The organism is Variovorax sp. Soil_C_17 (assembly GCF_057657265.1).
The window spans coordinates 1-15,680 of the sequence record NZ_JBDGIT010000025.1; the positions used below are offsets into that span (position 1 = coordinate 1).

At 61.2% G+C, this 15,680-nt stretch carries 10 protein-coding genes and 1 pseudogene; 4 read left to right on the top strand and 7 right to left on the bottom strand.

Features of this window, described 5'->3' with window-relative positions; translation table 11 throughout:
- Window positions 1–730: 730 nt before the first annotated feature.
- Complete coding sequence (locus AC3A6Y_RS34375; protein ID WP_487872690.1) at window positions 731–1,423, bottom strand: hypothetical protein; 693 nt, start codon at window positions 1,421–1,423, stop codon at window positions 731–733.
- A 281-nt stretch (window positions 1,424–1,704) separates the two neighbouring features.
- Window positions 1,705–2,010, bottom strand: coding sequence for a putative quinol monooxygenase (locus AC3A6Y_RS34380; protein WP_487872691.1), 306 nt, complete (start codon window positions 2,008–2,010; stop codon window positions 1,705–1,707).
- Window positions 2,011–2,394: 384 nt separating this feature from the next.
- Here AC3A6Y_RS34380 and AC3A6Y_RS34385 point away from each other — a divergent pair, with 384 nt between their 5' ends.
- Window positions 2,395–2,691, top strand: coding sequence for a hypothetical protein (locus tag AC3A6Y_RS34385; protein ID WP_487872692.1), 297 nt, complete (start codon window positions 2,395–2,397; stop codon window positions 2,689–2,691).
- Window positions 2,692–3,616: 925 nt separating this feature from the next.
- On the opposite strand, the gene AC3A6Y_RS34390 is transcribed toward AC3A6Y_RS34385, so the two are convergent.
- The 5 genes from AC3A6Y_RS34390 to AC3A6Y_RS34410 all read right to left on the bottom strand — a co-directional run bounded on the left by AC3A6Y_RS34390 (window position 3,617) and on the right by AC3A6Y_RS34410 (window position 9,445).
- Window positions 3,617–3,808: a transposase family protein gene (locus tag AC3A6Y_RS34390; RefSeq protein WP_487872693.1), complete on the bottom strand. Its 192-nt coding sequence runs from the start codon at window positions 3,806–3,808 to the stop codon at window positions 3,617–3,619.
- The gene (gene tnpA, locus AC3A6Y_RS34395) at window positions 3,805–4,176 is read right to left on the bottom strand and encodes an IS66-like element accessory protein TnpA (protein ID WP_487872694.1); all 372 of its coding nucleotides are present in this window, start codon (window positions 4,174–4,176) and stop codon (window positions 3,805–3,807) included. Before tnpA ends, AC3A6Y_RS34390 begins: the two co-directional genes overlap by 4 nt.
- A 150-nt stretch (window positions 4,177–4,326) precedes the next feature.
- Entirely contained in the window at window positions 4,327–7,074 is a 2,748-nt protein-coding gene (locus AC3A6Y_RS34400; protein WP_487872695.1) for a CHAT domain-containing protein, read from the bottom strand.
- Entirely contained in the window at window positions 7,059–7,862 is an 804-nt protein-coding gene (locus AC3A6Y_RS34405; protein WP_487872696.1) for a CFI-box-CTERM domain-containing protein, read from the bottom strand. Before AC3A6Y_RS34405 ends, AC3A6Y_RS34400 begins: the two co-directional genes overlap by 16 nt.
- A gap of 80 nt (window positions 7,863–7,942) precedes the next feature.
- Complete coding sequence (locus AC3A6Y_RS34410) at window positions 7,943–9,445, bottom strand: alpha/beta hydrolase (protein ID WP_487872697.1); 1,503 nt, start codon at window positions 9,443–9,445, stop codon at window positions 7,943–7,945.
- 764 nt (window positions 9,446–10,209) lie between these two features.
- Between AC3A6Y_RS34410 and AC3A6Y_RS34415 the strand changes: the two genes are divergently transcribed.
- From AC3A6Y_RS34415 to AC3A6Y_RS34425, 3 genes and pseudogenes are all read left to right on the top strand, one after another.
- The gene (locus tag AC3A6Y_RS34415) at window positions 10,210–11,361 is read left to right on the top strand and encodes an SGNH/GDSL hydrolase family protein (RefSeq protein WP_487872698.1); all 1,152 of its coding nucleotides are present in this window, start codon (window positions 10,210–10,212) and stop codon (window positions 11,359–11,361) included.
- 1,253 nt (window positions 11,362–12,614) lie between these two features.
- Window positions 12,615–13,942 (top strand): annotated as a pseudogene (locus AC3A6Y_RS34420) (IS3 family transposase); the annotation flags it as partial.
- 68 nt (window positions 13,943–14,010) lie between these two features.
- Window positions 14,011–15,572 (top strand): IS3 family transposase gene (locus AC3A6Y_RS34425; protein WP_487872699.1). Its coding sequence is split into 2 segments (ribosomal slippage): window positions 14,011–14,440 and window positions 14,440–15,572, totalling 1,563 coding nucleotides; the frame shifts between segments, so codons are not numbered across the junction.
- The last annotated feature ends 108 nt before the right edge of the window (window positions 15,573–15,680 follow it).

A 15,680-nucleotide genomic window follows, 5' to 3' on the forward strand; every position in this document is an offset into this window, starting at 1 on the left:
TCAATAATGCAATCCTCGTCCTGCCCTGGAGGAATTTGAGTGTCCACGGGTGGGGGAGTTTGAAGTGTCGATCGGGGTCGATCTGAAGTCAGTGTCACCCGGATAGCGCGCGGCGACCTCACCAACTTTGCACTCTGCTCTCAGCGAACCGTCATTGGGCCGACCGGGCTTGGATGGCGGCGCAAGTTCGCATTCCATTCGCACAAGAGTACGACCCCAACCGCGGCCGCCGTGCCAAATCTGAACGCTCTTTCCCAAGTATGCGACGTTGAACCAGTACTCGAATCCTGGGTCGCTGATGCTTGCAGCCGCGTCGTTGATGGTAGGTGCTTCCGGCGGTGCAATCCCAGTGTTCTGCTCGAAAGAGAATTGACCGTATTGGTCGGTTCGGACCGCAAAGGGTTGCGTGCAACCGGCTCCCCGTGCGCGCCCGCGACTCCTGAAATCCCCGCATCCAGAGATTTTCGCGTTGACGATTGGTCGCCCCTTGCTAGTTAGAACGCCTTGAACGTCGGCCTTCACTTCGGGGCGAGGTTGTTGGCCCAAAGATGGAAGCGATGCGGTCAGCAAAGCCATGAAACCGACGATTCGCAGAACCCTCATCTTGAAGTACTCCTGGTCAAGTTCCATGGAGGCCTTTTGCTTCAGCGACCACCGGAAAGCTACAATAAATGAGAGACGCGGTCGAACGTCCGGATGTGGCCGAGTGCTGAATCTCGCTCATGCAGCATCAGGCGCCCAACAGCTTCAGAACCGCCTTCGAGCGCTCGTTGGCTTCTCCATCGGCGAGCGTTGATGGCATCAGCGTGACCAGCACGCCGTTGCCTATCGTCTGCGCTGAAGCGACGTGACCTGACACGATTTGAGCGACATCCTGCGCGGACTTGCCGAACGACCGTCTGCAAAGCTCATCGTCGAAGAAGTCAATCTGCTGAATCTTGAGCACGCTGTCGCGGCCGTCCACGTCACGCCCGGTCCTTTGCGCCTCTTCGCAGATTGCCTCGAAGTCGTTTAGGTCCTCTTCCATGTCGGCGACGGCAGAGGCTCGGTATGGCTGAAATGCGTCGATGACGGCTGGAAATACCTCAAGCGCCAGCAACTGGGTGTCAGCTTGGTCTCGGGGAATATGCAGGATCAGTACGTCATCGGAAACCGCGCGGTCGCGGATGGCCTTCGGCAGTCGAGACGCGAAACTAACCGCACCGCTGAACTGCGCCACAAGCAGCGGAGTCAGGTTCGCTGCGGCACTTTCTCCTGCGCCGAGGTCGAGGATGGGCGGCTCCGTGAATGGACTCGCGACAAGAGAGGCGACCGCTTTCAGACGACCGAACAGGTCGGCGAACATGTCGGGCACACGGTCATCGACGGCCGCTCGCCGCCTGAATCGAAGCTCTACTGCATTCACGTCGACGGGGTGCGTCATGTTGTACGTCTGCTTGCTATGAAATCCGCGTTGCCAATCTCGCGTTTGCCCTTCAGCTTCCTCGTGCCGTGAAGTTCGGCTTTGAGGCGAATTCTGCGACGGCGGCCAAGGTCCGGTTCCTGGCCGCGTGCTGTCTGTCAGAAGCTCATCGAGCGCGCAAAGAGCCAAAGTGCGCGTCGGGGTGATGACCGATTGTTGCCGGTGCGAAGGTCAGTGTGCACGCGCACTTCTGCGCCTTGCCGGATCTTTTGGCCGCATGCGGCCTTCGCCGCGCCGGGCCTTCACCCAAAGAATTCCGTCCCCGGGGTGCAAGGGATACCCGAAAGACCTACTACCTTGGCTCCCACTTCCTCACGCACCTTGGCCATGCTGGCGCCGTGCATGTGGGCTGTGAAGGAGGCTTTGTCAGCATAGAGCTCGTAGAGCATGAGCTTCGCCGAGTCCTCGGACGGCACTAGAACTTCAAACTGGAGGGTGCCCAGTTCGTCCTTCAAACATCGGTCGCGGTGAGCGAGGACGGCCCGCAGGACCTCTTCTCTAGCGCCTGGTTGAACCTCGATTGTTCCGATGACGGCCAGCTTTGCCATGACACGTACCTCTCTATCGAAGGAAAAGCGCCAGTGTGCCAAAAACCTCGCTCAGCTCCAACCAAACAGTACAGCGGCGAACCTCTGCCGGAGGATCACTCACGGCCGACTGTAGCCAGTTGGCGAGCCGTTGGGAGGCAGTGTTGTAGTAAAACTGGGAGGCCGTGTCGAACTTCCGCTGTTGGCCGAAGGCCGTCTTAGGCTACGAGGAAGGGAGGTTGCGTACCTGGGCGTTCTGTCCTCTGCGAATTGAGGCGAGGGGCCACGCCAGGAACCGCCTGCCGGTGCCGGCGCTTCGGCGAAGGCCGTAGGAGAACCGCAAACGCAATCAAGGCTAGATGCCCCAACAAGTTGATGTTCCGCCGACCCTGACGACCGAAGCGCATGTACATCACCGACCTCAGGCACTTCCTCGATGCACGCGGGGCCATCGGCCCCACTAAGGGGGCTGCGCATGCGATGGCACGATTTCAGACCGATCGGGTCGCCCATGCGTCGTGCGTCACGGGAAAAACGCCAGCCGCGCCAAAATGCTTCAAGTGCAAAAAGGCCGAGGTCAAAGCCAGCGTCGCTAGGGACAATGCCATTCTCTGGATCTGCCCGAACTGCGGCCTCGAAGGCCGAATCTCGAATTGGCAGGGTACCCTTTGGGATCTGCGTGACCGGCCGAGGCGTCGGTGAGGGCTGAGACTGAAGATGGGCCTGTCTTCCAGAATATTCCTTCTTCGGGATGACGACACCTTGCACGCGTTGGCCGGCAGCGCCTTCATGCGCATGCTGCGCAAGGAAGACGATTGCCGGATCCAGGACTTCGCCGGCCAGCGTGTTCGCCAAGCGCATCTGGGCGTCGGGGTGGTGGGTCGCAAGCCCGTCCAAGTGGTGCACCAGACGTTCTGCGTCCTTGATATCGACACCGACGGTCTTCTCGATTGTGGAGCGGCTCAACCTCCGGCGATTCGCGCGCGTGGAGGACTTTATGGCATGGATGCCGCAAAGTCCGACGCCGACGGCAGGCGCAGCGGTCGAGGCAGCCGGGAGCTTCGTCGCTCGTGGGGGCTCCTGGCAGCCCGACGAACGTCTCCAGGTTCGTCTACATGCGGCAGCGCTCGGAAGGCTGACGTGCCCGCGTGTACGGGTCGGTCGATGAGCCCAAAGGCAACTCATCTGGTAGCACTCACTAGGACTCGCCAGGCGATCGAGTTGGTGTGCTTCATGCACGTGAGCGGGGGAAATCGCGGTCTCCCTACATCCTCAGGAGCAGCAGCGCAGGTGCTTCGGGGTGGCCGGCAACGAACAGAGGAGAACACATCGACCGCAGCGGAATCAGCCGCGCCAAAATCAGGCTCGCAACATCCCGAGCTCCGCTGATGACATCTCCGCCATTCCAGCGATCCCAGAGCACCACGCTTGCATTTCGAATACCCCGATTCGTGCATCGGCGGCTGGAGGAGGTCTGCCGGCGAACGGGCGTTTCCGTGGCTGCGGCGGTGCGGATGATGTTGGAAGGAGCCCTGCTGCACGGTTGGTATCTGGGGCCGCACAACCAAGTGCAACAAGCCCGGCTGTAGATGAGCAGTCTGTTCCTCGTTCCAAGCATCCGAATGCGTCAGCAAGAAGAACCGGAGATCCACATCACTTGACGACGTGGGAAGTCCCTGTAGAACAGGTAGGCATGGTGCTGGCGTGCCGCGCCGAACACCTTCACGACACGCGCCAACGCGGTATCGGTGCCGGCGCGCATGTCCAGCGGTGCCGTCGCCAACCACACCGCGTCAATCCGAACAAGCGCGGCCTTCACTTCAACCACTGGCGCAGCCACTCGCCACATTCGCTGGCGGCGGCCATCGGCCAACTCACGGCAATCGTCGTCGGGCCGCGCTGCAGCTCGATACGGATGTCCGGCAAAGGCACTGCAGCCTCGGACGGCGGCTGTGGCGGCGGCGGCGCCGCAGGCAACGACAACGCAACGAACTCACCGAGCACCGTCGGACTTGCCGCGCTTGCAGAGGCGCGCGCCCGCCGCAGCCACCCGTGCACGAGATTGGTGTTCAGTCCGTGCGCCAGCGCGATGGCCGCTACAGAGGCGCCGGGTTCCTTGCACGCGGCCACGACGGCGCTCTTCAATTCCGGGCTGTGGCGCCGGCGAGGAAGCTTCCTGAAATCCATAGATGTCCATCTAGCTTAGATGCACACCATGCTGGCGAGTCCGCTCCTCGACTTCAACGTGTGTTGACTGTCTGCTTACCCTGGTTTTACCCCGAAGCCCGCCGCAACGCGACCTCCGGCGCGGAACTGAACGGATGCGACCTTCCGGCATCACATCCAATTGCCCAACAGCACAAAGGGGGCCCAATAGAAGGGATGTCTCAGGTCGATCGATCGATCATTTGCCCTGATGTCGCCACGCAACAGCGTGAGCTGGGCTTGGCGCAGCGCTTGCGCCTTGGAATTCTTGCGCCGTTCGCCGCGGACGCGATAAAACTCGCCCATCAGGTTCGCTGTGCCGGCGTCCTGCACGTTCCAGAGCGTCGCGAGTACGGCCTTCGCACCCTTAAATTGCAGTGTAACGCCGAGGCTTTCGACCTCCACGCCATTGACACCGCCGCCCAGCGCAGTTTCGCAACCTGAGAGAGTGACCAGGTCGTATCCGCCCAGCTTGATCCCTTGGTCTGCCCTGATCTCGTTGAGTGAAATCTCCTCACCGTCACCGAGGAGCAGCAGCGAAGCGTCCTGGCTGCCCGGCGCCAGCTTGAAATGCGTCGCCAAGTGGATAACCGGGTGATGTTGATGGTCGTCAAGCAGGCTCAACAACTGCTGACGAGTAAATTGTTCATTCAGGTAGCGATCGCCTGCGAGGACGCCAACGGACGTCGAGTCCTTCCGATCACGCACGATGCTGGCGAGTTCCAGTTCGACCGATGGCAGCGGATCGAAGCCCGGCACCGGTTTGCTCACGCCCAGAGCTGCCGCAGACCATTGTTCCGTGGCGGCATCCTTGAGACCCATTGGCGCGGCCGCCGTGTAGATACTGAGACTGTATTTCTCCACGAGATGCTTGCCGTCCTTGGCGTCATACAGTGCTGCGAACGGCAAGTACCGAAGTGCATCCACCAAGTACAACATCAGCATGTCCACCTTGGCCACGTGGAGGTGTGCTTCGATGCGCGCGAAGAGGGCCTCATAGAGCTGGGCGGCTACTTCACGGTAACCGGGTTCGCGATGCCTGATTGCATGCCGAAGGCGGGTGTTGAGCACGTTGATTTCCTTGTCCTTGAGGTCCCCCTTGACCACAAAGTAGCCGTCCTTCGTGACGACAAGGATGTTGGTGGTGCTCACGGAAGGCAGGAAATGGACGACTGCCGGGCGAGCGCCCGTAACGGCGTGCAGGTGGGTCAGCAAATTGGAAAGCGTGCCGGCAGATTGAGTCACGCTGGTCACCGACCAATCCGTACTCGGCGCGTCGGTGCTCCGCACCATCTGAGCGATCAGTTCGTCCAGACGGGTACTTTCCATGCCCAGCCGTTCGCGAAGTTCCTGCCTCCTGCGTCGCTCTTCTGCCGTGTCCCCCAGGCGTTGGCCAAGTGCCGCCAGGTCTGACTGGACGGCTACAAGTCTTGCAGCGTTCTGATCCAGCAGTTCGGCAAGTTGCTGCTCCCAGTTCGAGAGCGCGATGCGCGTGCTACGCGGATCGTCCGTTCTGTCGCGGCGCAGGTACTCAAAGTGCTCGTACTCCTTCAACATCGCCAGGACCTGCTCGGCCTCCGGCAGCCGACCAGCCTCGATCAGATACTCTGCCAAGGTTCGATAGCTGTCTTCTACCCGGGTGGTGAATGTTCTTTGGAGTTCGCGATCGAGTCCACCGGTCCCGGCCCTCAGTTCCTGCGACACGTTGACCGCCAACTTTAAGTAGAAGATGGCAAGCAGGGGTTGGTCGCGTTCTCGATACAGTGCACCCAGATTGGCAAGGGTGACGCGCTCGCCCTCCTTGTAGGCAAGGCGGCGCGACATCAGGAGACTGCTTCGGAAGCTGTCGAGGGCTTTCGCAGTGTCGTTCAGGGCTTGGTATGCGCTGCCGATGCTGTCGAGCGTGGCGGCTGCACTCTTCTCGTCGCCGAGGGTTCCGGAAATGCCCATTGCTTGAATCAGTGCGTCCAGGCCCTGGCGAGCAGCGCCGGCCTTGACGTGCGTGAGGCCAAGATTGTTGAGCGTCTTGGCTCGGCCGAGGGCGTCGTTGGTGCCCCGGTGGGCCAATGCAGATTCAAAGGCCTGTGCTGCCGCAACGTAATCGTGGTTCTGATATTGGGCGAAGCCTATGTTGTGAAATGCAATGGCAACGCCACTTCGGTCATTCGCCGCACCGTAGACCACCGCAGCTTTCTCGTTCAGGGACAGCGCTTCGGTGTATTGGCCCAGGTAGGTGTAGAGTGATCCCATGCTGACAAGGACCGCACCGACGTCCCGCGCGCTGCCCAGCCCGTCGTCTTCCAGGATCGACCGAGTGCTCTGATACAGCGCCACCGCGCGCTCATAGCGACCTTGGTCAATGGAAATGGAGGCGAGGCCTGCCAGTGTTCGCGCTTCCCCCAGTCGGTCGTGCGTCGCCCGGCGAATTGCCAGGGCTTCTTCATACAGCCGCTGCGCCACGCTCGTCTCCTCGCGCGTCTGATGTACCTCGGCAGCGGCATGCAGCACCGCGGCTTCGTAATGAGAGGGCACAGCACTGTTTCTGACAAGCTCGAGTGCGCGATGAAACGATGCCAGCGCTTCGTCGTACTGATGCAGCATGGACTGCGTGCGTCCAATTCGGTAGTGAATGTCAGCGCTCTGCAGGGCGCCGATCGAACTGTCGGTGGCTGAGATTGCCGCACTGAAGTCCGCAAGTGCATCCGCGTACTCGCCTGCGTCGTGGTGTGACGCTCCGCTATCAAGCAGAACTTGAATTTGCGCCGAGGTCGAATGCCGGTGCAGGGCGCCCGTGCATCCCGAGAACGAAGCGCAACAGAAAATCCAAGCGGCTACGTGCAGACAGCGTCGCCAGGCACGGGGCATCAACGTCGGGGCCATCTGGATCTCCATCGTCGTCCGATCGCGCAAAGAAGGGCTGCCGCGAGTACAAGTACACATCCCGACCCGACCTCCCTCGAATGTTTGATTGAAAAAATCAGAGGACGCAATACAGCCCTCGCGGCGGTCCGCGCGTATTCATGGGACGCGATGTAGTCGGCCAGTGGAGGGGAGTTCCGATAGTAGAAATCCACGAAGGAGCGGGTAAGCGCACTGTCGAGCAGATGCCGGTCCCTGAAGTCGCGCAGCACCACGACCTCCTCCGCCATGGAACTCCCGTAGGCTGCGGTGGCAATGAAGCAGTCCTTGCCAACCGGCGACGTCTGCCGTTCACCGCGGGGCGGCGGCATTGGATATGGCGAACTCGTTGGTTCACTCCGCTGACCGAAGGCACGTGCCTGCCCGTTGAACGAATTGGCTTGGTTGAGCGCGTCGTTCTCAGCTTGCGAAAGGCGGTCGATTTCCTCCCTCAACTGCGGCCGTTCATCGATGGTGGAGGGCTGCACGCGAGTGCACATCCGGCCCTGGGGGGTGTCGCGGCATACCTCCTTCGGTGCCGTGGGTTGTGCGATGCGCTGCTGGACCTGACGGTAGTGCTCCTCCTTGGCCTGCCGCTGCTGCCGCAGTTCCATCGCCCTGCGAGCAAACAGCTCGGCTTTTTGCCGGCAGTCGGTTGCGCTTGCGCACCCCGCTCTGGGTTGGGCGAGCACTGGAGCCGAGGAGAGAGCCAAGAGGAGCAATGCTATGAGCATCGCACCACGGCGTGCAGGAGTCTTGCGCTTCCACATGATTCCACTCATAGAGCCTCCAGATCGATGCACTGCCTATTGCTACTGGGGGAATCTCGCGGTGACTGCATGCAGTCCCGTTAAGGTTTGATCTGCCAATAACTGCCCGAAGGCGAGCCGACAGGCGCCAGCCTGAATCGGTCTTTGGGCGCTGCGCGCGTTCGGATCAGGTAGAAGAGATCCGACATGACCGTGCCGCTGTCGCCGAAATAGGAATGGCCGAGCAGGTCGGTGTCGACGTGGCTGGCATCGATGGAGTCCATGCCCGGTAGCACCGTGATGGCGTCTCCGCCTTCGCCGAGCCGCCGGTAGTTGCCATGCACCGTGCGCGAGGCCACCAGCGCCTTGTCGTTGCTCGATGCGTAAAGCGTGACGCGCGGCCCGACACCCAGCATCAGCGGGGCAATCTCCCGCTTGAAGACGGCCGCATCGATATCGGGGGCAGCCAGAACAATTTCCCTGAACTGCCTGCGCTTCGACTGCGTGCCGGCATCCTCGAGAAGCTTGACGAACGCTCGAGTGAGAACGCGATTTCCCATGCTGTGTGCGATGACATACACGGGGGCACCGGGATGAAGATCGGCCAGTTCCGCGAGCACGGACTTCAGATCCATGACCGCCCATTCCGCAGCCTGCTCGTCGGCAGGATAGGGAACGAGACTGCCGCGGGACGGCCATGAGAAGAAGACGGTCGGGCCCGGAAATCCCAAGTCGTAAGCCAATTGGCCAGTTCGAATGGCTGCCTGTGAAAAACTCGAGTTGAACCCGTGGATGAACAGCAGCACGCCGGGCCGGCCGAAGCTGACGGCCCGCTTGCGCAATTCTTCGCGCCACGCGTCGAGTAGCAGTGGTTGCATCTCCTTCAAGAGAACGTGCTTCTCGGCGTCGTTCCGGAATTCCAGCTTGAGTATCGATGGCGTCTCCAACATGCCCATTTCATGTTGTTTCGGGATCGAGACGACCACGGTGCCGAAAGACACGGCGTCACTGCGATCGTTGCCGTAGCGCTGCGCCGGGTCCGCTTTGCCCGAGTCGTTGCGGTTGGTGGCAAAGTAGATTCGCACGAGCAGATCAGCGGCTGCGATACCCGACGCGGGGGGGCGCTCTTTGACGCTGACCTTGGCACGATCTCCAACCGCATCGGCCGTCGGCGATCTGTCGTTGTTGCCGCGGCTGAATTCTGCGGACAGCGCGTTCAGTTCGACTTGTGTGATGGACACGGAGAAAAGACGCAACTCCCCCAGTGACGCGCTGCACAGTGATTCGTCAAAGTCTTCGACAAACACCTCCTGGGCACGGCCTTGCCAGACGAGATGATTGACCCATTGCGCGGCGAGCCTGTCACGGCTCGATCCCAAGGCGGGGCCTTGGACAGAGAGCCGAACGTGTGTCGTGCGACTAAACGTCTCGCCTACACCGCGTGCGCACAGGTCGTACTCGACAGCCATCGCCCCGAATGTCGCCGAAAAGAGCAGCACACCTGCCAATGAACAAACCCGCATCAGCGATCTCCTTCGCTCCGCCTCGTCGACCTTGCCTGGGGCGCTCAGCCTCAGTGTGCTCCCGGGCATGGGAATTTGCATCCCCTAGGCGGACGATGACGCCCTTTTTTGCTTCGGTCCCGGAGATCTGCGCCGCGCAGACTTGGCGTATGCACCCACGGGTCTGGATTGCATCCAAAGCGCAGATGCCATCTCGTCAATACGAGGCTGCACAGATTCGTACACATTGACCTAGCTCGAGGTCAGTACTAAACTTGATTGGTTGTTTATGCTGTGGTGCGTGGTCGACCTGCCACAACCTAGAAGCGCGTTGGGTCTATCGACTTGGCTGGTGCCATCTTCAAAAAGGGGCGCGTATGTCAGTAATCAACGCTTTTCGAGCAATCGCATTCACTGCAGTTGGACTTGTTCCGTTGATTGTCCATGCGCAACCCCTATCTTTAAACGTCTCATATATAAACGATTTTCGAAGCGGCTACAACGCTAGAGAACATACCTATCGAGCCAGTTGGGTCCGAGAAGTAATTACGCAGGCGAGAACCCGGCCGATCGAAGTAACGGTCGGCGGGCTCCCGAGGCAGGTTGTACCGCAGGAGAGTATAGAGGACGGTGGGCGCTGCGCAGATCTGACTGTGACAGTTCCTCCACCGGGAGTCACTGCTTTCAGGTGGAGTTTGCGGGGACGTCATCCGCTCACAAACCGCCCATATATCGTGAGTAGCGTCACGAAAACATTCTCGAGATACACGCCCCGCGTCGGATCTAAATGCATACCGCGTCCGCGACCTATAGTCGTATCACAAAACGAATGGACTTTCTCCATATCGCCGTCAACTAGCGGACAAATGGTAGTTGGAGGTGCTGTTGTTGCGCGTTACGAAATTCTATTTGAAGCAATTGCTGGCCAACAGGTTTTGCATACAGCTTCTGCGGAAGCGGCTATTCCTCGCACGGTGCCGGTAATCGTGTCAATCGGCGATTCTTTTGCATCCGGTGAGGGGAATCCGGATGTGCCAGGAGAAGCAGCTCCGGACAATACATTGAACCCCGCGTGGGGGCGTGATTGCCACAGACACACCACCGTGATGATGGCGTCAAAAGGTGAAGTCAGACCCAGGATGATCCGACAACCGCAATGGTTCGATGAACGGGACCACCGATCCTTGCGATCAGCACCAGCACAAGCGGCAAGAGAGCTGCTACGAGAGTGGCCATATATCGCGTTTCTCAGCTTCGCCAAATCAGGCGCTGTGATAACCACGTCGACCAATGGTGATCAAGACTTGTTGGAGCAAATTGCGAAAATTGAGGAGGTACTTGGAGAAACAAAAATTGACGTGCTTCACATATCGATCGGCGTTAATGACGTTCTTTTCAGCACCACCTTGTCGGATTTTGTCCTGAACGAGGGGACCTTGGACGTCGGCGGTGGACTTGATGCACCAGGAGTCGTTGATAGATTTGCCCAAAAACTCGTCAGCCTAAGGAGTTTCGACACGGGCTATCCCAGAGTGCGCTCAGAGATCGCCAATCGATTGAAGGTGCAAAACGTCGTACTTTCTGAATACCCAGGGTCATTGTTTTTTACTTCTCCAATCGAAGCGATGGGTGACAGGCCCGAAGGGTTTCCGCCGGTTTTTAGCGCATCCTGCGGGGTGTTTACTCAGCCGGGTGGGTACGACATCAGTTTCGCTGAAGCGCAAAACCTCGCGACGATGAGCTTTTTACTAAACAGCGAGATCGCGGCTGCTGCCCAAAACTTCCGTTGGACGCTGGGCGACAACATTGCGAAGCAATTCGAGGGTCACGGTTATTGCTCAAGGGGTTCGTACTACGTCTTTGCAGAGGATTCATGCCGGCACCAAGGGGACTTTGACGGGACGATGCACCCAAACGCCACGGGTACAAGGGCTGCCGCCATGGAACTCGCACGAGTACTTCGCCGTCTCTTGCCCGATCCGTTTCAAGGCACGCAGCCTCCTGTGGCCCGCCCATAGTCTCGCGCCTCCTGACAGTACAGTACTTGGAAGAAGTGCTCACGCAGCGAAAGGCCTCGGGAGATCGTGTCTTCGCGGCTCCGGGTCCTCCATCAAAGATGGCAAACTCCCGCGGCGAACAGTCCCGCGGACCCAGAATTCGTTCGTCTATTCGTACTCTGGGCGGGGTCGGAGACTTTCGGATGATCGACGTCGACCTGTCGCGGCCCTGTACGACAGCGCATGGTGGAAGATCGATCACGTGTCGTCGACAAATGCGCGCTTGATCGGCAGGTCGGATTCTCTGGCGCCCTTCGCTACATTGGCGGCGGCAACCATGGCGTCTGCGAGTTCATCGATTTGGAGTTGGCGGGCAATGGAGTTCGTTATGCGACGGTGATAATAACCTCGCGAGCGGGCCAGACCTTCAACACTTTCCTAAGCTTCACTGGCTACATGCTGCGTGAAACCGCACACGGGAAGCAGTTCAATGCGAGCTCGGCGAGCAAAAATTTGCCGCGACCGGGAGGTGGTGATGACGCGGATGGTGCTGGACGTAGAGTCCGGCGAGGTGATCCGGGTGGGCAGCGGCACAACGCTTTGAAAACGAGGGCAGTCGCGCGACGGCGCAGCCCAAGACCATCGCGATGCGTGATCGGCGAATCAACCTGAACGAACTGTTCGAGCAGCACGCACCAGCGCGCGGCGAGCTGGTTGCCATCCGAGACGAGGCCAAGGTGGTCTTCGATGAAGATTGAATGAACGCACTCGACGAGGTAGTTGCGAATGTTGCGAGCCTGCGGGCAGCGTTTCGGATTTGCCCTCGCCAATTTTGAATCGAATCTGGAAAGGACTTAGGCCCTCCGACTGACGACTTCATTCCAAAGCCCGCTTGCGACCACGCGGGCTTCTCGTGGCCTTTCGCGGGGCACGGGTCAAGAAGCTGCGCATCAACATTGCAACATTGTGCTCAGGTACTTTCTGGTGACCCGCTGCGGAGTAGGATGGCGCGCATGGCCGCCTTGGCCGTCTCCGTTGCCGATGAGCTATGAACTTCATACGTGTTCTGCATGCGGGGCTTGGCAACAGTTTGCGAGCGCGAGCATTAATGCTCGTCTTTGCCGAGTTGGCAGCCGTCGCTGCGTTGGCTGTGCCGTCATCCGTTCATGCGCTTGGCCCATGCCCAGATCGAGACGATCTGCAGTGCCCCCCGCGTCACAATAGTTGTCGCCTCGATAGAACCAAGAACCTGGGGGCGGCGATGAAGGACAGTAGTGGCTCGATATGGACAAGCATTCAAGGACAGGGCGGTGGCACGGTTGCTGCCGCCGGAGTGCGCAGCGGTAGAAGTGGTTGCGCGGGAAGTTGGCATTGGAGCGGGAACGCTGGAGCGCTGGCGCGAGGAGGCGCAGTCCAGGCCCGCCCGAGGGCGGGCCTGGACTGCGCGCGCGCGGCTTGAGGCGGTGATCACCACGGCGGCGATGGACGAGGCCGGCAAGAGCGCTTGGTGCCGCGAGCACGGGGTCTACCCCGGAGAGTTGGACAAGTGGCACGCCAGCGCTACGGCAGCGCTGGCCGAACCCGAGGAAGCGCGGGCCAGCCCGCAGGCCACGCGACAAGACAAGAAGCGCATCAAGGAGCTCGAACGAGACCTGCTGCGCAAGGACCGGGCCCTGGCCGAGACGGCGGCGCTGCTGGTACTTTCAAAAAAAGTCGCGGCGATCTTCAACAAAGGCGAGGACGAATGATCGGCCTCGAAGATCGCCAGGCGCTGGCCCGAGACATCGACGTTGCCCATGCCGCCGGTGCGCGGCTACGCACGGCTTGCGCGACCGCTGGTATCGAGTTGCGTACCCTGCAGCGCTGGAAGATCGGTGAGGGCCTCGTGACGGGCGATGGCAGGCCGCAGGCCGTGCGCCCCGTGCCAAGCCATGCCTTGAGCGTTGCCGAGCGTGCGCAGCTGCTTGGCGTGGCCAACGAGCCGCGCTTCGCCGCAGTGCCGCCGGCGCGTATCGTGCCCATGCTGGCCGACGAGGGCATCTACCTGGCCAGCGAGTCCAGCTTCAGCCGCGTGCTGCGTGCGCACGGGCAGAACACCCGCCGTGGCCGCGCCAAGACGCCCAAGGCCTCGCGCCCGCCCACAACGCACATCGCCACGGCACCACGCGAGGTCTGGTGCTGGGACATGACCTACCTGCCGGCCACCGTGATCGGGCGTTGGTTCCACCTCTACCTGATTCTGGATCTGTACAGCCGCAAGATCGTGGGTTGGGAGGTGCATGACACGGATGACTCCGACCATGCCGCGCATCTGGTGCGTCGCACGGCGCTGGCCGAGAGCATCGCGACACTCGACTCCAAGCCCGTGCTGCATGGCGACAACGGCTCGACGCTCAAGGCCACCACGGTGCTGGCGATGCTCAAATGGTTGGGCGTGAAGCCGTCGTACTCGCGACCCCGCGTGAGCGATGACAACGCCTACGCCGAGGCACTGTTCCGCACGGCCAAGTACCGTCCGGAATTCCCGTCCAAGGGCTTCGCTGATCTCGAGCAGGCACGCACCTGGGCCGCCGGCTTCGTGCGTTGGTACAACCATGACCATCCCCCCGCGTCACAATAGTTGTCGCCTCGATAGAACCAAGAACCTGGGGGCGGCGATGAAGGACAGTAGTGGCTCGATATGGACAAGCATTCAAGGACAGGGCGGTGGCACGGTTGCTGCCGCCGGAGTGCGCAGCGGTAGAAGTGGTTGCGCGGGAAGTTGGCATTGGAGCGGGAACGCTGGAGCGCTGGCGCGAGGAGGCGCAGTCCAGGCCCGCCCGAGGGCGGGCCTGGACTGCGCGCGCGCGGCTTGAGGCGGTGATCACCACGGCGGCGATGGACGAGGCCGGCAAGAGCGCTTGGTGCCGCGAGCACGGGGTCTACCCCGGAGAGTTGGACAAGTGGCACGCCAGCGCTACGGCAGCGCTGGCCGAACCCGAGGAAGCGCGGGCCAGCCCGCAGGCCACGCGACAAGACAAGAAGCGCATCAAGGAGCTCGAACGAGACCTGCTGCGCAAGGACCGGGCCCTGGCCGAGACGGCGGCGCTGCTGGTACTTTCAAAAAAAGTCGCGGCGATCTTCAACAAAGGCGAGGACGAATGATCGGCCTCGAAGATCGCCAGGCGCTGGCCCGAGACATCGACGTTGCCCATGCCGCCGGTGCGCGGCTACGCACGGCTTGCGCGACCGCTGGTATCGAGTTGCGTACCCTGCAGCGCTGGAAGATCGGTGAGGGCCTCGTGACGGGCGATGGCAGGCCGCAGGCCGTGCGCCCCGTGCCAAGCCATGCCTTGAGCGTTGCCGAGCGTGCGCAGCTGCTTGGCGTGGCCAACGAGCCGCGCTTCGCCGCAGTGCCGCCGGCGCGTATCGTGCCCATGCTGGCCGACGAGGGCATCTACCTGGCCAGCGAGTCCAGCTTCAGCCGCGTGCTGCGTGCGCACGGGCAGAACACCCGCCGTGGCCGCGCCAAGACGCCCAAGGCCTCGCGCCCGCCCACAACGCACATCGCCACGGCACCACGCGAGGTCTGGTGCTGGGACATGACCTACCTGCCGGCCACCGTGATCGGGCGTTGGTTCCACCTCTACCTGATTCTGGATCTGTACAGCCGCAAGATCGTGGGTTGGGAGGTGCATGACACGGATGACTCCGACCATGCCGCGCATCTGGTGCGTCGCACGGCGCTGGCCGAGAGCATCGCGACACTCGACTCCAAGCCCGTGCTGCATGGCGACAACGGCTCGACGCTCAAGGCCACCACGGTGCTGGCGATGCTCAAATGGTTGGGCGTGAAGCCGTCGTACTCGCGACCCCGCGTGAGCGATGACAACGCCTACGCCGAGGCACTGTTCCGCACGGCCAAGTACCGTCCGGAATTCCCGTCCAAGGGCTTCGCTGATCTCGAGCAGGCACGCACCTGGGCCGCCGGCTTCGTGCGTTGGTACAACCATGACCATCGCCACAGCGGCATTCGCTACGTCAGCCCGGCCCAACGTCATGCCGGCGACGACCACGCCATCCTGGCTGCTCGCCACGCGCTGTACACCCGCGCTCGTGAGATCAACCCGGCTCGCTGGTCTGGCCGCACTCGCAACTGGTCGCCCATCGGCGCCGTGACGCTCAACCCCGAACGCGACTCGATCGTTCAGACGCATTCGCGAGCATCAGATATACAGCCGCTGGCTGCATAAACGAGGCGACTACTACCTTGACGCGCGCCGCCATCGCCACAGCGGCATTCGCTACGTCAGCCCGGCCCAACGTCATGCCGGCGACGACCACGCCATCCTGGCTGCTCG

What these genes read in the sequence shown, in the direction of transcription:
- AC3A6Y_RS34410 (WP_487872697.1), bottom strand. Translation starts at nt 9,445, where the DNA reads ATGCAAATTCCCATGCCCGGGAGCACACTGAGGCTGAGCGCCCCAGGC.
- AC3A6Y_RS34375 (WP_487872690.1), bottom strand. Translation starts at nt 1,423, where the DNA reads ATGACGCACCCCGTCGACGTGAATGCAGTAGAGCTTCGATTCAGGCGG.
- AC3A6Y_RS34405 (WP_487872696.1), bottom strand. Translation starts at nt 7,862, where the DNA reads ATGTGGAAGCGCAAGACTCCTGCACGCCGTGGTGCGATGCTCATAGCA.
- tnpA (WP_487872694.1), bottom strand. Translation starts at nt 4,176, where the DNA reads ATGGATTTCAGGAAGCTTCCTCGCCGGCGCCACAGCCCGGAATTGAAG.
- AC3A6Y_RS34415 (WP_487872698.1), top strand. Translation starts at nt 10,210, where the DNA reads ATGGTAGTTGGAGGTGCTGTTGTTGCGCGTTACGAAATTCTATTTGAA.
- AC3A6Y_RS34385 (WP_487872692.1), top strand. Translation starts at nt 2,395, where the DNA reads ATGTACATCACCGACCTCAGGCACTTCCTCGATGCACGCGGGGCCATC.
- AC3A6Y_RS34400 (WP_487872695.1), bottom strand. Translation starts at nt 7,074, where the DNA reads ATGGCCCCGACGTTGATGCCCCGTGCCTGGCGACGCTGTCTGCACGTA.
- AC3A6Y_RS34380 (WP_487872691.1), bottom strand. Translation starts at nt 2,010, where the DNA reads ATGGCAAAGCTGGCCGTCATCGGAACAATCGAGGTTCAACCAGGCGCT.